We start from the raw sequence: 23081 nt of genomic DNA on the forward strand, positions 1-23081 counted from the left end.
TCGCCGTCCGGCACGTCAGCGGCCCGCCGGCGGGCGCAGCACGTGGCCGCAGCCGGTCCGGCGCGGCCGCGTCCGCGGCGGGGCCAGGCTCGCCCAGCGGGCGTGCCGGTCCGCGTAGTGCGGGCTGAGCGGGTGCCCGGACTGGCCCGCGGGCAGCTCGGCGGTGACGAGGTCGTCCACCGTGGCCACGATCCGGCCGGCCGCGCCGAACCCGGGGACGGCGGTGCGGACGCTGTGCAGCATCCCGGCCTGCGAGCGCGGGCGGATGCCGAGCACGGGGTCCGCCCACGGCACGAGGGCGGCGAGCGGATGACTGAGCCCGACCCGGTTCAAGCGGCCCCATCGGCGCGGACGTTCGCGCACCGCCGCCGCCACGCACTCGGCGATGAAGCCGTCGACGTCGGTGGTCCCGGCGGGCAGCAGCGCGCAGTCCCGGGCGTCGAGGATGGCGCGCAGGGGCCGGTCGAGATCGCGGAACGGGAAGCGGAAGGCGGGTTCGTACTCGCGGCAGACGGCGACGTACGGGGCGAGGACGCGCCGGGCGAGGACGTTGCGCAGCCGCACGAGGACGCCGAAGGCGCGGGAGCCGGTCGAGGCGGTGCCGTCCCACTCCTGAAGGAGGGTCCGGACGGGGTCGCCCGGCCGGAGCGCGGCGACCGCGAGGTCACGGTAGTGCAGGTACAGGTCGGCGGCGATGTCGTGCTGCAGCGCGTGCATGCCGGCCGCATCGTGCCGCTCGGCCGCGCCGAGGACGTCGCGGATGCGGCGGGCCCGGTGGCCGGGGTCGAGGTCGAGGCCGATGCGGAACTCGTCCTCGGGCAGGGCGGCGTCGTTGGCGGAGACGAGGATGCCGTCGGCGGGGTCGACGGCCCGGGGGCGTTCCGGTCCGGTGAGGTGGCCGTCGGCGGGTTCGGTGCGCGGGGTGCCGGCCGGGCGGCGGGGCAGCAGGCCCGTCGCCAGGTGTGCCATCCGCTTGCGGTCGGCGACGAGGACGTTGAGGGCGACGCCGTGGGCGTCGTCGAGGACCCGGACGGCCTCGTCGACGTCGTGGGCGTGGGCGAGGCGGTGGAAGCGCAGGTCGGCGGCGCGGGGGTCGTGGCCCGTCCAGCGGACGGCGATCTTCTCGCCGCACAGCGGGGTCTGCGAGACCGGCATGGTGCCGTCGGTGGTGATCTCCACGGTGACCGGCCGGCGGCCGCGGACGCGGATCTGTTCGGTCCTGGTGTGCAGGGTGTCCCGGCCGGCGGGGACGAGGTCGAGCACGTCCGCGGTGAGGTTGGTGACGCCCCACACGATCCGCCCGTTGGTGCCGGTGAGGGCGACCGGGAGGCCGGGGCTGGCGAGGCCGCGCAGCCGGGTGCCGGGCCAGGCGAGGTCGATCTCGTAGAGGACGTTGGGCACGCCGAACGCCAGGTGCAGGTCGCAGGCGAGCAGCGGCTCGTCCCCCGTGGCGATCCAGCAGTTGGAGCCGGGCACGGCGCCGTCGAGGGCGACGAGGTCGGGGGACTGCTCCTGGCCGCGGTGGTGTGCCAGCCCGGTGGGCAGGGAGGTGGTTCCGCCGGGCAGGAAGAAGTCGGCGACGGGTCCGGGCAGCGCGCGGCGCATGACCGACTCCGCTCGCTTGGCCTCCTCGTTCCACGACAGGGAGTGGGACAGCACGAGCGCGGTGAGCACGCTGTCCTCCACCTGCCACGGCTGGGGCCGGTAGGACAGGAACCGGCACTCGAACGGGGTCTGCTGGGCGAAGGCGGCGTTGACGCCGTCGGCGAACGCGGTCAGCAGGTCCCGTTCGGGCCCGGCGAGCCGCTCGGTCGCGGCGCGGGCGGCGGCGGCCAGCCCGAGGCGGCGGTAGGCGGTGTCCAGCGGCACGGCGGTGCGTCCCCACACCTCCGCGACCCGGCCGCTTCCGGTGCGGCGCACGAGGTCGAGCTGGAAGCCGCGGTCCCGTGCCATCGTGTAGCCGAGCGCGCGGACCGCGTCGTGGTAGGTCTGCGCGGTGATCCGGGTGACGCCGTCGTCGCCGCACTCGGCCCGCACCGGTGCGGTCAGTGTGGGCACCTCGATGTCCTCGGGGCAGCGGGGCGCCGAGTCCTTGAGGGCGCGCAGCATCCGTCGCTCAACTGCGACCCGGCCGCAGTTGCGGTGCACATGGCCGGCGATGCCGGCCGCGCCCGCGGCGAGCACGGCCGCGGACACCCACGGCCAGGCGAGCGCGGCGGCCGCCGCGAGCACCACGGTGGCCGCGCCCGCGGCGCCGACCGTGCGGACCGTGGGCAGCTGCCACAGGCGGCGCAGGCGCGGGCGGTGCGCCGGGCAGGTCGTCACGAGGTCTCCAGGAGGGCTTCGGCGGTGGTCCGTACGGCGGTCGTGATCGCGCCGAGCAGCTCGGCGGCCAGCTCCTTCGACGTGGTCGCGGGCCGGTAGCGCAGCTCGAACAGCAGCTCGCCGCCGGCCGGTGCGACACCGAGGACGAAGTCGGTTGCGGTGGCGACGACCTGGGCGCCGAGCACGTCGTGTCCGGACCGGTACGGCGCGAACACCAGGCCGTCGGCGGCGGTCACGGTGGCGGTCTCCTCCTGCGCGACGAGCATCGCCTCGAACACGGGGCCCGTGTGCGGGTGCCGGTCGCCGATCTCGGCGAGCACGTCCTCGAAGGGCAGTTCCTGGTGCTCGAAGGCGGCGACGCAGACCTCGCGGGCCTGCCTGCTGACGGCGACCGGGTCGGTGTCGCCCAGGCGCATGCGCAGCACGACCGTGTTGGCGACGAGGCCCACCACTTCGTCCAGGCCCGGCTCGACGCGGTTGGCGAGCATGGTGGCGATGCGGATGTCGTCCTGGCCGCTCCAGGCCCGCAGGGCCGCCGCGTAGGCGGCGAGCACGAGCATGAAGTCGGTCAGGCCGTGCTTGCGTGCCGCGGCGCGGACCGTGCGCATCGCGTCGGCCGGGAGCGTCGTCCTGGTCGTCGACGACCGCAGACGCTGTGCGAAGGAGGCCGTGCCCAGTTCGGCGAAGCGGCTGCCGGGGGTGTCGGCGAGCGCGGGCCACGGCGGGGTGAGCTGCCGCAGCCAGTACGCGCGCTGCCGTGCCGCCTCGCCGGTGGTGAGCCAGGCGGCCCGGTCCTCGGCGAGCCGGCCGCTGCCGCGCGGGAGGGGCCGGGGCGCGGGGGTGCCGTCGGCGGCGATCTCGCGGTAGATCCGGGCGGCGTCCGACAGCAGCAGTTTCAGCGACCAGCCGTCGCACACGATGTGGTGGATGTTGAGGAAGATCACGTGCCGGTCGGCGGCGAGCCGGTACACGACGACGCGCATGAGCGGCGCCCGGTCGAGGGGCAGCGCCTCCCGCGCGGCGGCGGCCATGAGCTTCTCGCAACGGCGGGCGGGGTGTTCGTGGGCGGTGAGGTCCTCGACGTCGACGCGGACCGTGACGTGCGGTTCGACCACCTGGACGGGTTCGTCGCCGGTGGCCTCGAACCGGGTGCGCAGCGCCTCGTGCCGGGCCGTCAGCTCGGTGAAGGTGCGTTCCAGGAGGGTGATGTCGAGGGGGCCGTCGGCGCGCAGGGCGCCCGCCATGCCGAACAGGCCGATGCCGGGCAGCCGGCCGGCGATCTCCCACATCTGGCGTTGTGCGCGGGAGAGCGGGTGGCGGGCCGCCGCCGGGGCGACGGTCGGCGCCGGGGCCACGGTCGGGGCCGGGGCCACGGTCGGGGCCGGTGCGGCGGCCGGGGCCGGTGCGGCGCCGGTCAGCGCGTTCGCCAGGCCCTCGATCGTGGGCTGTGTCATGAAGGTGCGCATCGACAGGGTGCCGTGGCGGGCCCGGAGCCGGCTGACCACCTGCATGGCGGTGAGCGAGTCGCCGCCCGCGTCGAAGAACGGTGTCGCCGTGTCGAAGTCCGTGGTGCCCAGGACCTCGGCCCAGACCTCGCGGATGCTCTCCTCCAGCGGCACGCGGGCCGGTCCCACGCCGGGCGCCGGGACTTCGGCGGGCGCCGGGACGGCCGGCCGTACGGGGGCCGCGGCGGCCGGGGCCGCTGCCGGGGCCGGGAGGGGGGTGGTACCGGCGGGCGCGTCGGACGCCAGCAGCCGGGCCAGGTCGGCCATGCCGGGCAGCGGGGTGTCCCGGAGGGACCGGCCGGCGTCCTCGACGATCGCGTCGAGCGCCCTGCGGTGCACCTCGGCCGCGAGGGCCATCGTGCCGTGCGGCAGTGCCGCGGCGTCGTACTCCATCAGCAGCCGCAGCTCGTGGGTGCGGACGTCGACGGTGTAGGCGGAGCTGTAGGCGTAGTGGGTGGACTCCAGCTCCTGCGCGTCCAGCAGTTCCAGGCCGCCGGCGCCGACCATCCGGCGGGTGTTGTGGTAGTCGGTGAAGTTGAAGCCGGAGTCGAACAGCGGCGTCGTACCGTGCCCGGCCTGGATGGCCGCGTTCGGGTACCAGCGGTGCCGCATCATCTCCTGTTCCTCCTGGTGGACGCGCACCGCCAGGTCCGCCCAAGACCGTTCGCCCAGCGCCATGCGCAGGGGCAGCTGGTTGAGGAAGAGCCCGAGGACGCGGTCGGCGTCACGGTCCTCGGGGCGGCAGGCGAAGACCATGCTGGTGGCCACGTCGTCGGAGCCGGTCAGCCAGGACACCACCCGCAGGTGCGCGGCGCACAGCAGCGCCTTGACCGGTACGCCCAGCCGGGCGGCGGCGGCCCGCAGGCCGTCCAGGCGTCCGGTGAGGTCCAGGTGGAACTGCCGCATCACGGGCGCGCCCGACCGCTCGGGTGCGATCAGACGGGCCGGGCCCGCGGTGCGCCCGGTCCAGAACGTGCGCTGCTCCTCGTCGGCGAGCGCCGCCTGCTCCAGTGCCACGTAGTCGCCGAAGGTGGTGCGCGGGACCGGCTGCGGCGCCGCCGTGCCCGCGTCGAGCAGTTCGCGGTAGCGGGCGTGCAGGTCCTCGAAGAAAAGGTTCACCGACCAGCCGTCGAGGATGGCGTGGTGGTGGGTGAAGATCAGCTGGTAGTCGGTCGCGGACGTGGTGAGCGCCACGAGCCGGAACGGGCCCGGCCGGGACAGGTCGAAGTCCTCGGCGATCTCGTCCGCCACGACCTGCCGGATGCGTTCCTGCTGGGCCTCGGTGTCCAGGCCGGTCAGGTCCTCGAACGTGACCGGCACGGTGACGCCGGTGTGCACCCGCTGCAGCGGGCCGAGTTCGCTGGCGAGGTCGAAGCTGGTGCGCAGCACGGGGTGGGCGTCGGTGACGGCCTGGGCGGCCGCGCGGAACGCGTCCGGGTCGAGCACGCCGCGCACCCGGTAGCTGAGCATGATGTGGTAGACGCGGGCGTCGGGCGCCATCTCCTGGTGGTACATCATCCCGGACTGCAGGGCGGTCATCGGGTAGGCGTCGACGACGTCCGGCGGGAAGACGGTGCCGGCCGGCAGCCCGGCGAACGGTTCGCGGACGGCCTGGTCGGTACGGGTCTCGGCCGCCCGCGGTGCGAGGGCGGCGACCGTCGGCGCGGCGTACACGTCCCGCACGGTCAGGTCCAGGCCCCGGTCCTTGGCGAGGCTCACCAGGCGGATGGCGCGCATGGAGTCCCCGCCGGCGTCGAAGAAGTCGGTGCCGGTGTCCGCGGTGGGGTCCGCGAGCACTTCGCGGAAGACCTCCAGGAGCAGGGCGTCGCGTGTGCCGGACGGCGCGGCGTCCCGCCCGGCCGGTGCCGTTGCGGCCGCCGTGTCCCGGGCCGCGGCGGCGACGACGGCCGCGCGGTCGAGTTTTCCGTTGTTGGTCAGCGGCAGGTCGTCGACGACCACGACGGTGCGCGGCACCATGTAGCGGGGCAGCGTCGTGCGTACGGCCGCCAGCAGCTGTGCGGGTTCGGGTGTGGCACCGGCCTCGGGGACGACGACGGCCACGAGGTGCGCGCCGCTGTCGTCCGTGGTGACCGCCGCGCCGGCCGCGGCGACGCCCGGACGTGCGCAGAACGCGCCCTCGATCTCGGCGAGTTCCACCCGGAAGCCGTTGACCTGCACCTGCTGGTCGCGGCGGCCGAGGTAGGCCAGGGTGGTGCCGTTGCGCCGGGCGAGGTCGCCGGAGCGGTACATGCGGGCGCCGGGCACCTGGGTGAAGGGGTCCGGCAGGAAGCGCAGCGCGGTCTCCCGGGGCCGGCCGAGGTAGCCGTCGCTGACCTGGGGGCCGCCGACGTAGATCTCGCCGACGCAGCGGTCGGCGACCGGGGTGCCGTCGTCGTGCAGGACGTGCAGCGCGGTGCCGGGCAGCGGTGTGCCGATGTCGGACTCGGCGGTGCGGGTGTCCTCGGGCCGCAGCCGTCGCCAGGAGGCGTGCACGGTCGTCTCGGTGATGCCGTACATGTTGACGAGCTGGGTGCGGTGGCCGATCTCCTCGTACCAGCGCTCGACGAGCCGCCGGTCCAGGGCCTCGCCCGCGAACAGCACGTAGCGGATGTGTTCGGTGGCGTCGGGCCGGGCGGCGAGAGCGGGCAGCATCACGGTCAGCGCGGACGGGGTCTGGCTGAGGACGGTGACCTGTTCGCGGGCGCAGAGTTCGGCGAACTCCTCCGGCTCCCACGTGGTCAGCCGCGGCACCACGACCAGCCGGCCGCCGTGCACCAGGCAGCCGAACATCTCGTACATCGACACGTCGAACGAGCAGGCGTGGAAGAGGGTCCACACGTCGTCGGGGCCGAGGCCGTAGCCGTCGGCGGTCGCGTCGAGCAGGCTCAGCACGTTGTGGTGGGTGACGCGTACGCCCTTGGGCCGGCCGGTGGAGCCGGACGTGTAGATCACGTAGGCGGCGGCGTGCGCGGGCACGTGGGCGAGCGGCGCCTTGCCGGGGGCGTGCACGAGGTCGGCGAGGGCGGCCCGCTCCCCCGGCACCGTGTCGTCGTCGGTGATGGTGAGCCGGGCGCCCGAGTCGGTGAGGATGCCGCTGACGCGTGCGGTCGGCCAGGACTCGTGCAGGACCAGGCAGGCCCCGCCGGAGGCCATCACGCCGATGATGGCGACGACGAGGTCGAGGCCGCGGGGCAGGGAGATGGCCACGACGTCCCCGGCTCCGATGCCGCGGGCGCGCAGGGCCCCGGCGGTCGCCTCGATCCGTGCCCACAGGTCCGTGTAGGACAGGGCGCCTTCGGGCGCGGTGACGGCGACCGCGTCCGCGCGGGTGCGGGCCATGGCGGCCAGGCGGCCGGTCAGCGACTCGCCGGCGTGCGGCACCCGGTCGGGCGGGGCGAGCGCGCCGGGTGCGGCCTCGGCGAACGGTCCGGTGGCGAGCGCGGTGACCGGGGCGGCCGGGTCGGCGCCGGCCGCCGTCAGCACGGCCAGGACGGTGCCGGCGATGGCCTCGGCGTCCGTGCCGGCCACCGCCCGGTGGTCCGCCTCGACGTACAGGGCGAGTGTGTCGCCCTCGTCGCGGACCAGGAAGTTCAGGTCGTACTTGGCGCCGGTCTGCGTCACTTCGAGGTGTTCGATCGCCAGTCCCGGGAAGTCGGGCGCGGGCAGGGTGGTCCCGAGGTCGGTGACGATGACGTTGAACGCCGCGCGGGCGGCGGCGACGTCCTCGGGCACGGGTGCGTGGCGGACGGCGCCGAGGACGGCCGAGCGGGTGCGGCGCACCAGTTCGGTGAAGGGGGCGGGGCCGGCGTCGAGCCGGACCGGCACCATGTCGAGGAGCAGGCCGACGACCCGTTCCAGGCCGGTGCGGTCGCGGCGGGAGACCGGCATGCCGACGACCGGGTCCTGGCGTCCGGTGTAGCGGGACAGTGCGACGGCGACGGCGGTGGAGACGACGGTGAAGACGCTGGCGCGGGTCTGCTCGGCGATGCGCCGCACGGCGGCGGTGGTGGCGGCGGGCACGACCGTGCGGTGGGCGTGGCCGCGCTCGCCGTCGGTGCCGTCGAGGGGCGGGGGCAGCGGGAGCGCGCCCAGCGACGCGTCGTCGAACCGTTCCCGCCAGTACCGGCGGGCGGCGGCGTGGTCGGCGTGGGCGACCCGGTCGGCCTCCCAGCGGGCGTAGTCGACGACGGGCACGGCCTCGCCGAGGGGTGGCGGCTGCTGCCCTGCGGCGCGGCTGCCGTAGCAGCGTGCCAGGTCCTCCAGGAGCGGGCCGAACGACGAGCCGTCGGCGATGACGTGGTGCAGGACGAAGAAGAAGACGTGGTCCTGCGGCGCGAGCCGGAACAGGCGCATCAGCACCGGTGGGGCGGTGTCCAGGGCCAGCGGCAGGTCGGTCAGGCGTGCGCACTCGGCCAGGCACGCCTCCAGGCCGTCCGCGTCGCACTCCGTCAGCGGGGGCTGCACCGACGGCAGGATCCGCTGCTGCGGCTCGCCGTCGGTGACCGGGAAGACGGTGCGCAGCGACGGGTGCCGCTCGTGCAGGTCGTGGAGAGCCGTGACGAACGCGTCCCGGTCGAGGGGGCCGCGCAGGCGCAGTGCCCCGCACAGGTTGTAGGTGCCGTCCTCGGCGAAGTAGGAGGTGGCCCACAGGGAGCGCTGTGCGGCGGTCAGCGGTCCGGTGTCGTCGCCGGGCGGCGGCGGCCAGGTCAGGCCGTCGCGGCGGCCGACCAGGCCGACGAGGTCGGCGCGGTGCCGCTTCATCTGGGCCAGCAGTTCGGGCGGCAGTTCCTCGCCCCGGCCGCGGTAGCGGAGCCGTCCGTCGGTGAGGGTCAGGGCCACGCCGAGGTCGTCCAGGCGGCGCAGCACCTCCTGCGCGCTCACAGCTCTCCCTCGAACACCGGCTCGGCGGGACGGGCGGCCCGCAGGCGGTCCAGCTCTTCGGCGACCTCCTCGACCGTGCCCAGCTCGAAGAAGTCCTCCAGCGCCAGTTCGACGCCGGTCACCTCGGTGAGCCGGTAGAGCACCTGCACGGCCAGCATGGAGTGGCCGCCCAGTTCGAAGAAGTCCCGGTCGACGGCCACCGTGTCCAGCTCCAGCAGTTCGCGCCAGACCTCGGCGACCTGATCCTGTGTCGACACCTTCATCACCTTTCGCCGAAAGTCAGTACCGTGTCGGAGTCGGCCGCGCCGGCGCGCAGCACGTCGGCCAGCGCCTGCGTCCAGGCCGCGACGGTCGCGTGGTCGAGGGTCTCCGGCCAGAACAGGACCTCCAGCCGCAGCCGGTCGTTCTCGCCGGAGACGTCGATCATCAGGTCCAGGTCCATCACGGGGTCCGCCAGTTCGCGCGGCTCGACGCGGAGGTTCCCGAGCCGCATCGCGGTCCGCCACGCGCCCTGGTGGGTGACCTTGACCTGGAACAGCGGGAACCGGCCCGCCCGGCGCGGCGGGTTCACCGCCGCGACCAGCTTGTGGAACGGGAGCCGGTCGTGTTCCTGCGCGCCGAGCACCTGCCGGCGGGCCAGGTCGAGCAGGTCGCCGAAGGACGGTGCGGCGCCGGGCGCGAGCCGGACGGGCAGCTGGTTGACGAACGTGCCGATCAGTTCCTCGCTGCCGGGCCACGAGCGGTTGACCGAGTCGATGCCGAGCACCAGGTCGGTGGTGGCGGTCGCGTCCCGCAGGACGACGTAGGAGGCGGCGAGCACCGCCATGAAGGGGGTCGCGCCGCGGGCGCGGGCGGTCTCGGCGAGGGTCTTGGTCTCCTCCGCCGTGAGGAGGGTGACCACGTGGTCGGTCACGAAGGCCGGCCTCGCCGGGCGGGGCCGGTCGAGCGGCAGGTCGATCGCCCCCGGGGTGCCGGCCAGTTGGTCCTTCCAGTACCGCGTGCACTCCTCGGCGTCCGGGCTCTCCAGCCACGCGTGTTCGGCGGCCACGTAGTGGGAGTACGAGGCGGGCGGCAGCGTCACCGCGGTGTCGCCGGCCAGGGCCCGCTCGTAGTGCTCGGCGATGTCGCGTTTGAGCACCTGCAGGGACCAGCCGTCGGCGACCAGGTGGTGCAGGGCGAGGGTGAGCACGTGGTGGTCGTCGCCGATCCGCTCCAGCCGGGCCCTGGCGAGCGGCGGTTCGGGGGTGCGGGCGGAGATCCCGGGCTCGCCTGCGGGGCCCGTCTCCAGGGTGATCTCGGCGGTGGGCCGTACGACGGCCTTGGGGACGCCGCGGTCCTGGGTGAAGACGGTGCGCAGCGGCTCGTGCCGGGCGACGACCGCCGCCAGCGCGTGCCGCAGTGCTTCCTCGTCGAGGGGGCCGTGCAGGTCGAGCGAGAGGATCAGCAGGTTGGGCGCCTTGCGGCGGTGCAGTTGCTCGAAGAACCACAGCCGTTCCTGCCCGGACGACAAGGCGCCCAGCGTGTCCGGGCGCCCCGGGGCGGCCACGGGTTCGGCGGCCTCGATCGCGGCGAGGAGACCGCGCGGGGTCGGGCGGGACAGGAACGCCCGCAGGGACGTGCCCTCGGCGCCGAACCGGGCGCGGGCGGCGGCGACCAGGGTCATCGCCAGCAGCGAGTCACCGCCCGCGGTGAAGAAGTCGTCGTCCGCTCCCGTCACGGCCACGCCGAGGGTCTCGGCGACCAGGCCGCGCACCGCGTCGAGGCCGGCGGCCCGGGCGGCGGTGTCCGCGGCGGCCTCGGGGGTGTCCTCGGGGGTGTCCTCGGCGCACAGGGCCTCCAGGGCCCGGTGGTCGGTCTTTCCGGAGGTGTTGACCGGCAGCCGGTCGAGGACGGTCACCTCGTGCGGGACGAGGTAGTGCGGGGCGCCGGCGCGTACGGCGGCGGCCACGTCGGCCGGCGCGTCGAGGGTCACGAACGCCCGCAGCCGGCCGCCGGTGAACACGCAGGCGGCCGAGCGGACCTGGGGCACCCTCAGCAGCTCGGCCTCCACGTCGCCCAGCTCGACCCGGTGGCCGCGGATCTTGACCTGGCGGTCGCGGCGGCCGTGGAAGTCGAGGGTGCCGTCCGCGGCGCGGCTCACCCGGTCGGCCGTGCGGTAGAGCCGGGCGCCGGGCGTGCCGGACAGGGCGTCGGGGACGAAGGCGAGCGCGGTGCGCACCGGGTCGCCGATGTAGCCGCGGCCGACGCCGGCGCCGCCGACCAGCAGTTCGCCCTCGGTGCCGGCCGGTACCTCGCGGCCTCGTGCGTCGACCACGTACAGGCGGGTGCGCAGGATCTCCCGGCCGATGGAGGGCCAGGGCCGGGTGGCGCTCTCGGCCGCGGTCACCACGTGGTGGGTGACGTCGTCGGAGCACTCGGTCGGGCCGTAGGCGTTGACGATCGGGATGTCCGGGCAGTGCTCGTACCAGCGCCGGGCGACCGCGGCGGGCAGTGCCTCGCCGGTGGCGACGAGGTACCGCAGCGAGGACAGGCCGGCCCGCAGGTCGTCGTCGAGCTGTGCGGTGAGCACACTGAGGAAGGACGGGACGATCTCCAGGACGGTCACCTGGTGCCGGCGGACCCAGGCCACCAGTTCGGCGGGCTCGGAGATGTTGCGGGGCGAGGCCACCGCGGTCCGGGCGCCGACGGTGAGCGCGGTGAGGGTCTGCCACACCGAGATGTCGAAGGACAGCGGCGCGGTGAGGCCGATGACGTCGGCGGGGGTGAGGCCCAGGTCGGTGGTCTTGGCCGCCATGTGGTTGTCCATGCCGCCGTCGGCGACCATCGCGCCCTTGGGCGTGCCGGTGGACCCGGAGGTGAAGATGACGTAGGCGAGGCCGTCGCGCGGCCGGTCGGGGACCGTGTCCGGGGCCGGCCCCGGCGTCCCGGGCTCCTGCTCCTGGGTGGTGACGAGTACGCCGGGCGCGGGGTCGAGACCGGCCACGACCTGTGCGGCGAACTCCTGGTGTGCCGGCTCGACGAGCAGGGCCCGCACCTCGGCGTCGGTGCACATCCGGCGGGCGCGCGGCACCGGCACGCCCGGCTCCACCGGGACGAAGGCGGCGCCGGCGAGGAGGACGCCGAGCACCATGGCGACGTACCCGGGGCCGCGGTCGGCGACCAGGGCCACCACGGTCTCCCGGCCGGCGCCGGCCGCCCGCAGCCGGGCGGCGTGCCGGCGGGCCAGCGCGTCCAGTTCCGCGTACGTGTGGGTGATGCCGTCGGCGACGACGGCGGGCGTGCCGGGGTGCTCGTGCCGGTGGGCGGCAAACCGTGCCAGCACGGGGCTCACGGTCGGTTCGGGCATGGTCAGGTCCTCTCCACCATGTCGCTCGCGGGCAGCAGCTCGGCCAGACAGGCGGCGCCGGCGCCGGTCAGGGCGTGCACCGTGGCACGCATCCGGCGGGCCAGCTTTGCGACGCCCGCCGCGTCGAAGCGGCCGGTGCGGTAGCGGTAGGTCACCTGGTAGCCGCCGTCGCGTTCCTCGATGTCGACGAGGAGCGGGTAGGGGGCGGCTGCGGTGTCCAGGTCGGTCGTCTGCACGTCGAGGCCGGTCAGTTCGAGGGGCCGGGAGGGCGGCTGCATCACGAGCATCACGTCGAACGGTGATCCGTCGCCGCCGGCGGCCGGGGTGAGCAGCGGTGCCAGCTCCTGGAAGGGCACGTTCGCGGAGCGGTAGGCGCGCAGCGCGCCCGCGCGGACGGCGGCCAGCGCGTCGGCCGGGGAGTCGGCCGGGGACAGGTCCACGGCCAGCACCGAGACGTTCAGCAGCGGGCCGACGACCCGCCGCCACTCGGGCCGGTCGCGCTGGGCGATCAGCGTGCCGAGCATGATCTGCTCGCGTTGGTCCGCCCCGCTGTGGACGAGCGCGGCCAGCGCGGTGGCGAACACCATGTAGGGGGTGGTGCCGGTGCGGACGGCGAGGTCGCGCACCGCCGCGGCGAGGCCGGCGTCGTAGGTGTCGGTGTGCTTGGCGGCGGCCGTCTCCTCGCCCGGCGCGGGCGGCACGGCCCGGTCCGGCAGCGGGGAGCGCTGTGCCGGGCGGCCCGTCACGTCCCGCCACAGGGCGGCGGTCTCGCTTCGGTCGCGGTCCTCGCGCCAGGCCCGTTCGTCGTGGCAGTAGTCCGCGAAGCCGTAGTCGGCCGGCGGGGGTGTGCGCCGGTTGTAGCGGTCGGCCAGTTCGTGCAGGAACACCGAGACGGACCAGCCGTCGCACACGATGTGGTCGATGGTGATGAACAGGCCCCAGTCCCGTTCCCCGAGCCGGGCGAGCAGGGCGCGCAGCGGCAGGTCCCGGCGCAGGTCGGTGACGACCAGGGCCTCGTCCTCGGCCAGCCGGTCGAAGACGGCGTCGCCCAGTTCGGCGACCGGGCCGCGCAGGTCCAGGCGGGCGAGGTCGAACTCCTCCACCGGGCGGGCCGTCCAGGTCAGTTCGCCGCCGTCGGTGGCGAACCGGGCCAGCAGCACGGGGTGTGCGGCCAGGGTCTCGCGCAGCGCCGCCTCCAGTGCCTCCTCGTCGAGGTCGCCGCGCAGGCGCAGCACTCCGGGCATGTTGTAGGTGGGGGAATCCGGGTCGATCTCGCGCAGGAACCAGAAGCGCTGCTGTGCGGCGCTGGCGGGGACCGGCCGGGCGGGGTCCGCGGGGGTCCGGTCCGGTGCCCGGCCGGCGGTCGCCGGGTCGGCGGCGCGGACGGCGGCGACGAAGTCGCGCAGCCGCGGGTGGGCGAAGACGACGTCGACCACCAGGTGCACGTCGAGCAGCGCGTTGACCCGGTCGGTCATGGCGAGGGCGAGCAGGGAGTGCCCGCCGAGCTGGAAGAAGCTGTCGTCCCAGCCGATCGTGTCCCGCTCCAGCAGGTCCGCCCACAGGGTGCGGACGGTCGCGGCGAGCGGGTCGTCCAGCTCGGCCGTCGTCCGGGTGGTTTCCGGTGTGGTGAAGGACAGCGACCGGTAGTCCACCTTGCCGTTCTTGGAGCGGGGCAGCCGGCCGAGTTCGGCGATGATCGTCGGGATCATGTGGCGGGGCAGCAGGTCGGCGAGGACGGCGCGGAACCGTTCGTCCTCGTCGAGGCCGAGGACCGCCGCGGGGCCCTGGGGCCCGCCGGGGCGGGTCACGTATCCGACGAGCGAGGCGCCGGCCGGCCCGTGGTGGACCTTGACGGCGGCCTCGACGACGCCGGGGCAGCGGCGCAGCGCGGCCTCGACCTCGCCGACCTCGATCCGCTGGCCGCGGATCTTGATCTGGGTGTCGGCGCGTCCCAGGAACTCCAGGTCGCCGTCGGCGTTGACGCGGCCGAGGTCGCCGGTGCGGTAGAGCCGTCCGCCGGGGGTGGCCGCGTAGGGGTCCGGCACGAACATCTCGGCGGTGCGCCTGGGGTTGCCCCGGTAGCCGCGGCCGACCGCGCCGCCGCCGACGTGCAGCAGGCCGACCACGCCGGGCGGCACCGGCCGCAGGTGCTCGTCGAGGACGTGCACGGTGGTGTTGGCGAGCGGCCGGCCGACCGCGGTGGTCATCGGTGCGTCGGGGCCGGTCGCGCACAGCCCCGCGGTGACGTCGTCGGTGCACTCCGCCGGGCCGTAGGCGTTGTGCACGGGGATGCCGGGCAGTTCCCGGACCCAGCGCCGCAGCACGTCGTGGGTGAGGGTCTCGCCCGTGGACAGCATCACCCGCAGGGCGCCCGGGGTCGCGGCGAGGCCGGCGTCGAGCAGCGCCATGATGTTGGACGGCACCAGCTCCAGCATGGTCACGCCGCCGTCGACGACGGCCTTCAGCAGGTTCGCGGGCGACTGGGAGTCCGGTTCGGGCACGATCCGCACCCGGCCGCCGGTCATGAGCGGGGTGAGCAGCTGCCACACGGAGATGTCGAAGGAGACCGGGGCGGTCTGGGCGACGCAGTCGTGCTCGGTGAGCCCGAAGTGCTCGACGAGCTGCCACATGTGGTTGGTGACGCCGTAGTTGGTGGAGACGGCGGCCTTGGGCACGCCGGTGGAGCCGGAGGTGTGGATGATCGTCGAGGTGGCGTGGTCGTGGCCGAGCCGCGGGGGCCGGGTGCCGGTGGCGCCGGAGACCAGCTCGGTGAGGTCGAAGACCTCGCGGTCGCCGAACAGGTGACGGCCCGAGGGGCCGGCGATGATCGCGGCCGGTTCGACCGCGTCGACCATCGCCTCGGCGCGGCGGGGCGCCTCGCGGGGGCTGACGGGCACGTAGGCGCCGTCGGCCTTGTGCAGGCCCACCAGCGCCACGAGGTAGTCGGCGGACCGGTCCGCGCTCATCACGACGGTGCGGTCGGTGGCGACGCCGGCCGCCCGCAGCCGCTCGGCCACGTGGTTGGCGCGGGCGTCCAGTTCGGCGTAGGTCAGCCGGACGCGGCCGTCGTCGACGGCGATGCGGTCGGGGGTGCGGTCGACCCAGTGTTCGAAGGAGTCGAGGTAGTTCCCGGGGCGTGGCACGTCGGGGCCGATGCCCCGGGCGACCAGTGCGGCGGCCTCGTCGTCGGTCAGCAGCGGCAGCGGGTCCCCCGCCCCGGTGCCGATCCCGGCGAGCAGCACGGGCAGGGTCCGGGCCACCAGTTCGGCCTGGTCGCGGGAGACGGTGGCGGTGTCGTACTGGAGCTGGAAGTCCAGCACGTCGTCGCGGACCGCCACGTTCAGGCCGAGGTCGGACTGCGTGGTGTGGTCGGGGACCGCGTGACCGTGCAGGGTGACGGCGCCCGCGGGCAGCTCGGCGTGTTCGTCCCCGGTCACGATGCCGGCCGCGCCGGGCAGGGAGGCCGTGTAGCAGGTGAACATGGCCTGGAAGATCGTGGCCGTCGCGGTGTCGCGGTCGGGGTTGACCAGCCGCACGATGTCGGACAGCGGCATGTCCGCGTGGTCCAGCACGTCGAGGACGTGGCGGTGGGTGGCGGCGGCGAAGTCGGCGAACGGCGTCTCGGGGCGGTGGGCGGAGCGCACCGGCACCACGTTGACGAGGTAGCCGACCCAGTCGGCCAGGGATCGTTCGGTGCGGCCCGCGGTGGGTACGCCGACGATCAGGTCGGACTGGCCCGACAGGCGGTGCAGCAGCGTCTGGTAGGCGGCGAGGAGCAGGTTGTGCAGGGTCAGCCCGTGCTCGCGGGCGTATGCGGCCAGCGGGGCGGCGGGCACCTGGAAGGTGAGGGAGGTGCGGGGGGCGGTGGCGTCGGGCCGGCCGAGGTCGGGGAGGGTGAGGGTGGGCAGTTCGCCGTCGAGTTCGGCCCGCCAGAAGTCGCTGCGGTCGCGGGGGGCGGCCGGGGCGGGCACCGGGCGGGGCGCGGTGTGTTCGCCGCGCAGTGCGGCGGCCAGGTCGGCCACGACGATCGCGACGGACGACACGTCGCACACGATGTGGTGCAGGGACAGCGCGAACAGCCAGTCGGTGCCGCGGCGCAGCAGGGCGGCCCGCAGCGGGGTGCCGGAGGCGAGGTCGAACGGGCGGGTGGCGAGGTCGCGGTACCAGGCGGCCACGCGCTCGGCGGGCCAGTCGCGTCCGTCGGTGACGTCGACGCCCGGGGTGGTGGTGTCGCGTACCTCGGCGTGCGGGGCGCCGTCGCGTGTGGTGATCGCCAGGCGCAGGCTGGGGTGGCGGGCGGCGACGGCCGCCAGGGCGGTGCGGAAGGCGTCGGGGTCGACGGTGCCGGTGACGCGGAACGCGCGGGTCACGTTGTAGTCGCCGCTGTCCGGGGCGGCCCGGTGCAGGAACCACAGGGCGCGCTGGGCGGGGTTGAGTGTGTAGTCGCCGGCCGGGGCCTGGGTGACGGCGGGCGCGGCTGTGGTGGCGGTGGCGGTGGTCGCCGCGGCGGCGAGGCCGGCGATCGATTCCGCGCGCAGGGCCGCGGTGGGTGCCAGTTCGACTCCGAGCGCCTCCTCCAGGCTGTGGCGCAGCCGTACGGCGGTCAGCGAGTCGGCGCCGAGGTCGGCGAGGCGGGCGTCGGCCGGCGGCGGCTCGGGCAGGCCGAGCAGGGCCGCGATGTGCAGGCGCAGCGCGTCGGTCAGGGGGTGGCCGGTGAGCAGGTCGGTGAGCGAGGAGGTGTGGCCGCCGAGGGTGTCGTCGAGCAGGACGGGCAGGTCGCCGGCGAGGTGGCGGGCGCGGGCGGCGTAGCGCTGGACCTTGCCGCTGGAGGTCTTGGTGATGGTGCCGGGCGGCACGATCAGGACGGTGCGGGCGGTGACGCCGTGGACGCGGGAGAGGGTGGCGCGCACCCGTGCGGCGATCTCGGAGTACCGCTCGGGCGGGGTGTTGGCGCCGACCTCCTGGCACACCACGACCGCTTCGTCGTCGTCGTGTTCGACGCCGAAGACGGCGCTGCGGCCGGGGCGGACATCCGGGTGGCAGGTGCCGGCGTCGGCCTCCAGGTCCTCGGGGTAGATGTTGCGGCCGCGCTGGACGATGAGGTCCTTGGCGCGCCCGACCACGAACAGTTCGTCGCCGTCGCAAAAGCCGAGGTCGCCGGTGCGCAGGTGGGTGCCGAAGCTCTGTCCGCCCCAGTAGCCGGCGCCGTTGCTGTCGCCGGCGACGGCGATCTCGCCGATCTGTCCGGGGGCGAGTTCGGTGTCCGTGTCGCGGTCGAGGATCCGTACGTCGGCGTGGTCGGGCAGCCGGTAGGCGGTCAGTTCGCGGCCGTCGTCGAAGGTCCGGGAGACGGTGGGGGCGACGGTCGTGACGAGCAGGGTGGCCTCGGCGAGGCCGTAGCAGGGCAGGTGTGCCCCGGGCCGGAAGCCGGTGTCGCGGAAGGCGTCGGTGAAGGCCCGCAGGGTGCGGGGGTAGACCTGGGCGGCGCCGTTGAAGGCCACGCGCCAGCCGGACAGGTCGAGGCCGGCCTTCTCCTCCTCGGTCACCTTGCGCACGCACAGGTCGTAGGCGAAGTTGGGGCCGCCGCTGATGTCGGCGCCCTCGGCGCTGATGGTCTCCAGCCAGCTCGCCGGGCGCCGGATGAAGGACAGCGGGTCGAGGATGACGCCCTTGGCGCCGGTGTACAGGGGCTGCAGCATCGCGCCGATGAGGCCCATGTCGTGGTGGAGGGGGAGCCAGCTGACGATCGTGGAGTCGGGGGTGACGCCGAACGACCGCTGGATGGCGGCCTCGTTGTGCATGAGCGCGCCGTGGGTGACGACGACGCCGCGGGGCGTGCTGGTGGAGCCGGAGGTGTACTGGAGGAAGGCGACGTCGTCGGCGGCGGCGAGCGGCAGGCGGGTGCCGTCGGCGGCGGTGGCGGGCTCGATCCGGTCGGCGAGCAGCCAGTCGTGGGCCGCGGCGAAGGCGCGCAGGTCCGGGTCCTGGTCGGCGGCGGCCAGGTCGCGTACGAACGACAGGGAGACGATGAGCGACACGTCGCAGTCCCGGGCCACGTTCAGCACCCGCCGCCGGGCGCCGTCGTCGACCGGCAGCGGCACGGGCACGGCGATCACGCCCGCGGCGAGGCAGCCGAGGAAGGCGGGGGCGAACTCCGGTGCGGTCGGGAACAGCAGCAGTACGCGTGCGCCGGGCCGCACCCCCTTGTCGGCGAGGGCGCGGGCCACGGCCGTCGACCGGTCCCACAGCTGACCGTAGGTCAGGTCGGCTCGTGGGCCGCCGCCGAGCGTGGCGATGGACAGCGCGGGCTTGTGCGCCGAGTCCTGTGCGTGGGCGGCGAGCCGTGCGATCAGCCCGCCGGGGACGTACCCCGTCATTGCACTTCCTTCCATGTGAACCGGATGGTCGCCTCGCTCGCGCCGAACATGAGCCGCGGGTCGAGCAGGCGGGTGCCGGCCGGGTCGATCGCGAAGTCCAGGGTGGAGTCCAGGAGTTCCGCCAGGGCGTTGCGGATCTCCAGGCGGGCCAGCGGCGCGCCCAGGCAGTAGTGGATTCCGTGGCCGAAGGCGATGTGCGGGTTGGGCGAGCGCTCGATGTCGAACACGTGCGCCTGCTCGAAGATGCGCGGGTCGCGGTTGGCGGCCGCGATCCACACCGACACCGACTGTCCGGCGGGGATCACGTGTCCGCCGATCACGACGTCGCGGACGGCCTTGCGTTCCACCCGGGTGGTCTCCGAGCGGTATCGCATGACCTCGTCGATGGCCGAGTCGAGGAGTTCGGGCCGGGCCCGCAGTTTCGCGACGGCCTCGGGGTGCCGTCCGAGGACGATCATCGCGTTCACGAGGGTGATGGTCGCGGCCTGCCCGGTGGACATCAGCAGCGCGACCAGGCCGGCTATCTCGTCGTCGCCGAGGCGTTCGCCGTCGATCTCGGCCGCGATGAGCTTGCTGATCAGGTCGTCGGCGGGAGCCGCGCGCCGGGCGGCGATCACCCGGTGCAGATAGGCCTCGGCGACCTGGGTCAGGGTGAGCACCTTCTGCAGGCCGTTGCCCTGGGCGCTCGGGTCGGCCAGCGCCAGCAGGTTCCCGGACCACTCCTGGAACAGCCGCTGTCCCTTGTCGGGGATGCCGAGCATCCGGGCGATGACGGTGGCGACGACCGGTGAGGCGAACTCCCGTACGTAGGCCACCTCGGTCCGGCCGCGCAGGCCGGCGAGGAAGGTCCGGACGGTGTCGCGGATCATCGGTTCGAGCCCGGCGACCCAGCGGGGGGTGAAGGCCTGGCTCACCAGGCCGCGCAGGTTCCGGTGGCGGGGCGGGTCCATCCAGGTGAGGTTGCCCGTGCGGTACAGGCGCATCGGCGAGTCGTCGGGCACCGGCCGCACCACGGCGTTGGAGAAGGCGCCGTGGTGGGCGAGCACCTCCTTGACCTCCGGGTAGCCGAAGACGTGCCAGCCTCCGCCCGGGGCCCGGGTGACCGGGTCGCGGGCGCGCAGCCAGTCGGTCAGCGCGGCCTCGTCGGCGGGTGGTGGCGTCCACACGCTCGTCGTCACGCTCATGCTCCCTCTGTCGCTACCGGTGTGAGGTGTTCGGCGACCCAGTCGTCGGCGTAGACCGTGTCGGCGTACGGTGTGCCGCTGTCGGCGCACAGGAACGCCACCACCGGCTCGGGGCCCGTGTGTCCGTCGAAGTGACGGGTGATCGCGGCGTAGACGCAGCCGGTGGAGCCGCCCGCGTAGATCCCGTGGTCGTGCAGCAGGGCCCGGCAGCCGGCCACCTCGTCGCGTTCGGACAGCACGACCACCTTGCGGATCCAGGCGTCGTCGATGAGCGGCGGACGGATGCTGGAGCCGATGCCCGGGATGCGCCGGCGGGCCGGCGGGGCGCCGAAGATCGCCGAGCCCTCGACGTCGACGGCGACCACGGCGGCCTGCGGGTGTTCCTCGCCGAGCCGGCGGGAGAGCCCGTTGATCGTCGCGCCGGTGCCGACGCCGACGAAGAGGTAGTCGATGGGGCCGACGTCGTCGAGCAGTTCCCGTGCGGTCAGCTCGTAGTGGCCGCGTGCGCCGTCCGGGTTGGTGTACTGGTCGGGCCAGTACACGTCGGTCAGTTCCGCGCGCAGTTCGGCGACCCGGGCGAGCCGGCTCAGCAGGTAGCCGCCGGTGCTGTCCGGCTCGGTGACCTTCTCCACGCGTGCGCACAGCCGCCGCAGCGTCCGCTCGGTGGCCGCGTTCACGTTCGGGTCCAGCACCGGCACGAACGGCACGTCCAGCTCGTTCAGGAACGAGGCGAGGGCGAGGGCGAAGTTCCCGGAGGACGACTCGACCACCGTGGTGGTCCGGGTGATCTCGCCGCGCCGCACCGCCTCGCGCAGGATCCAGATCGCGGCCCGGTCCTTCGCGCTTCCCGTCCGGTTCTCCGACTCCATCTTGGCGTAGAGCCGGATGCCGGGGTGAGGCAGCCGCACGACCGGGGTCCTGGGCAGGCCGCCCAGGAGCGCGCCGACCCGGTCGAGCAGCTCCTCGTCAATCCGTCGTTGGTCAACGTGCGCAAACACGGAAGCCCATGTCGTAGCAGCTGTAGTCGGGCAGGTTGTAGATCCGCACCCATGCCAGGCAGCCACGGGGGTCGCAGTTGTTGTAGAAGGAGCCGCCGCGGATCACGCCGAGCCGGACGGAGCCCGCCTTCGTCTTGATGACGCGGCCCGGCTTGGTCTCGTCGTACGGGTAGTGGTGGAAGGCGCTGGAGGTGATCTCCCAGACGTTGCCGGTGAGGTCCCGGTGGCCGTAAGGGCCGGTGTTCTTCGGGTAGGCGTCGACGGGGGTGGTGTCGGCGACGTTCATGGTGTGGTTGCAGTGCTCGGCGGTGGGCTCTTCGTCGCCCCACGCGTAGGCGCGGCCGTCGGTGCCGCGCGTCGCCTTCTCCCACTCGGCCTCGGTGGGCAGCCGGGTGCCGGACCACTCGCAGTAGGCGGCGGCGTCGTAGGAGCTGACGTGGGTGACCGGGTGGTCGTCCTTGCCCTCCAGGGTCGAGCCCGGGCCGTGCGGGGTGCGCCAGGTCGCGCCGTCGATCTCCTTCCACAGGTAGTCCTGGTCGGGGACGACGACGGCGGGGTCGCCGATCCACACCCAGCTCTTGCCCTTCTTCTCCGCGCTGGTCACATGGCCGGTCGCCTCGACGAAGCGCCGGAACTGAGCGACGGTGACCGGGTACTTGGCCATCCGGAACTCGGCCACGTCGACCTGGTGCTCGGGCGCGGCGGCCCGGGGCTTGCCGTCCTCGCGCAGTTCGCCGGAGCCCATGGTGAAGGGGCCGCCGGGGACGGTGACCCAGTAGTCGGCGGGGATTGCCTCGGCGGGCGTCACTTCGGCCAACACCTCAGTCACGGTTTCTCCTTAACGTCGTTGTGGATGCGGTCGGTACGTGCCGGCCGTCGAGGTAGTAGCGCCATACGGTCGCCAGCGGCGCGCTGCCGCAGCGCAGCAGCCGGTCGTGGAAGGACTTCAGGTCGGCGGCCGCGTCGCGGACACCGGCCTGCTCGCGCCAACGCCGGATGTGGAGTTTGCCGAGCGTGTACATGGCGCCGGCCGGGTTGGCGGCGACGGCCAGCACCTCGCGGCCGGCGCGTTCGGGCGACCACGCGCACAGCGTGGCGGCCTCGGCGGCGGCGGCGCCGAACTTCCTGCGTCCGCTGTGGACGGAGAGGAACACCAGCAGGCGGGTGGCGGCCTCCAGGGCGAAGCGCAGGGCGGCGACCTCGACGAGCGGACGGCCCTCGGCGAGGCCGCGCTCGATCGCCAGTTCCTCGGTGTAGTGGGCCCATCCCTCGCTGGTGCCGGGGAACCACGGCATGCACCTGCGGATCACGCCGGCGTGCTCGGGGGTGGCCTCGTGGTGCAGGTAGTGTCCGGGGACGGCCTCGTGCACGGCGATCATCTCGAGCATCGGCTCGTTGAGGTAGTCGCGCAGTGCGGCGGGGTCGGCCGGCTCGGGGACGTGCAGTACGTGCGGCTGCGGGACCTTCTCGAGCGCTCCGGCGTGGTCGAAGACGACGGCCGCCGAGGTCGACGCGTCGCGGACGGGCCGGATGTCGAGACCGTACCGGCTGGTGAGGGTGACGACGTCCTGCTCGGCCCAGAACTCCCGCAGCCGCTCGATGATCCCCGACAGGGCGGTGACCACCGGCCCGGACGGCAGCCGGGCGCTGAGCAGTTCGTACGCCTCCGGCCGGCTGCGCACGCCCAGTCGTGCGGCGAGCGCGTCGAGGCGGGCCACCAGGCTGCGCACCTCGGCCTCGGTCTGCGCGAGCAGGTCGTCCACCGGTGTGTCGATCCCCTCGGCCGCCTCGAGGTAGGCGGCGAGCAGGTCGGGGCCGAAGACCGCACGTGCCGGCCGGGTGGCCGCGACCGCGTCCGCGAAGCCCGCGAACGCGGCGCTCGCCGCGTCGGCCAGCCTGGGCAGTGGGCCGTCGGCGAGGTCCGGGCGTGCCGCGAGGAGCTGCGCGACGACGTTGGGAACGGATGCCGCGCGGGCCCTGGCGTTCTCGATGCCGCTGATGCGCTCGCCCGCCGGCAGGGCGGGGCCGAGCGTCTTCGCCGCGGCGGCGAGAAAGTCCGGCACCTGCGCGAGGTGCCGGGTCAGTGCCGCGACGCGCTCGTCGAGCGGCGCGTAGGCGCTGCGCAGGTAGACGTTCACGTCGGTCTCGGCGAGCCACAGGTCGGGTCCGCGGTGCGGCCGGCCGCGCTCGGCGATGCGGAACCGTTCGTCGGTGAGCACCCGCATCGCCGTGCCCAGGTCCGCTCGCACCTCGGGGTCCGCGTCCTCGGGCAGGGCGTCGAGCCGTGTGCGGACCGCGGTCAGCAGGCCGTCGACATCGGACGCAGTGTCGGCCGAGACCTCGGGCAGCCGGGCATCGAATTCGTGACGGCCCGCCCGCCGGCCGACCTGCGGATACCGCTGGAAAACATGGTCGACGACGGCAGAAACGGAACTCAGGGCAGCAGACGTCATTTCACTTGTCTT

At 74.4% G+C, this 23081-nt stretch carries 9 protein-coding genes; all 9 read right to left on the reverse strand.

From position 1 onward, the window contains the following. Window positions 1–15: 15 nt before the first annotated feature. Genes H0H10_RS15170 through H0H10_RS15210 form a run of 9 tightly spaced genes read right to left on the reverse strand, consistent with a single transcriptional unit; the run spans window position 16 to window position 23069 of the window. On the reverse strand, window positions 16–2325 hold the full coding sequence (locus H0H10_RS15170) for a penicillin acylase family protein (protein ID WP_188181450.1): 2310 nt from the start codon (window positions 2323–2325) through the stop codon (window positions 16–18). Beyond that, window positions 2322–8711, reverse strand: a complete 6390-nt coding sequence (locus H0H10_RS15175; protein WP_188181451.1) for a non-ribosomal peptide synthetase — start codon at window positions 8709–8711, stop codon at window positions 2322–2324. The genes H0H10_RS15170 and H0H10_RS15175 overlap by 4 nt, the downstream gene beginning before the upstream one ends. Continuing rightward, the gene (locus tag H0H10_RS15180; protein WP_188181452.1) at window positions 8708–8968 is read right to left on the reverse strand and encodes a phosphopantetheine-binding protein; all 261 of its coding nucleotides are present in this window, start codon (window positions 8966–8968) and stop codon (window positions 8708–8710) included. The genes H0H10_RS15175 and H0H10_RS15180 overlap by 4 nt, the downstream gene beginning before the upstream one ends. Before the next feature lie 5 nt (window positions 8969–8973). Beyond that, window positions 8974–12057, reverse strand: a complete 3084-nt coding sequence (locus H0H10_RS15185; RefSeq protein ID WP_188181453.1) for a non-ribosomal peptide synthetase — start codon at window positions 12055–12057, stop codon at window positions 8974–8976. 2 nt (window positions 12058–12059) lie between these two features. Continuing rightward, window positions 12060–18434 (reverse strand): non-ribosomal peptide synthetase, encoded by a 6375-nt coding sequence (locus tag H0H10_RS15190; protein WP_188181454.1) that lies wholly within the window; start codon window positions 18432–18434, stop codon window positions 12060–12062. Beyond that, a complete protein-coding gene (locus tag H0H10_RS15195) occupies window positions 18431–19618 on the reverse strand; it encodes a cytochrome P450 (protein WP_188181455.1) in 1188 nt (395 codons plus the stop codon). The genes H0H10_RS15190 and H0H10_RS15195 overlap by 4 nt, the downstream gene beginning before the upstream one ends. Next, window positions 19615–20616: a 2,3-diaminopropionate biosynthesis protein SbnA gene (gene sbnA / locus H0H10_RS15200; RefSeq protein WP_309141807.1), complete on the reverse strand. Its 1002-nt coding sequence runs from the start codon at window positions 20614–20616 to the stop codon at window positions 19615–19617. The genes H0H10_RS15195 and sbnA overlap by 4 nt, the downstream gene beginning before the upstream one ends. Next, entirely contained in the window at window positions 20600–21445 is an 846-nt protein-coding gene (locus tag H0H10_RS15205) for a formylglycine-generating enzyme family protein (protein WP_188181456.1), read from the reverse strand. Before H0H10_RS15205 ends, sbnA begins: the two co-directional genes overlap by 17 nt. Continuing rightward, window positions 21438–23069: a DUF885 family protein gene (locus H0H10_RS15210; RefSeq protein ID WP_188181457.1), complete on the reverse strand. Its 1632-nt coding sequence runs from the start codon at window positions 23067–23069 to the stop codon at window positions 21438–21440. The genes H0H10_RS15205 and H0H10_RS15210 overlap by 8 nt, the downstream gene beginning before the upstream one ends. Between the last annotated feature and the right edge of the window lie 12 nt (window positions 23070–23081).

Origin of the sequence: Streptomyces griseicoloratus (genome assembly GCF_014534645.1) — a bacterium.
Classification (GTDB): Bacteria; Actinomycetota; Actinomycetes; order Streptomycetales; family Streptomycetaceae; genus Streptomyces; species Streptomyces griseicoloratus.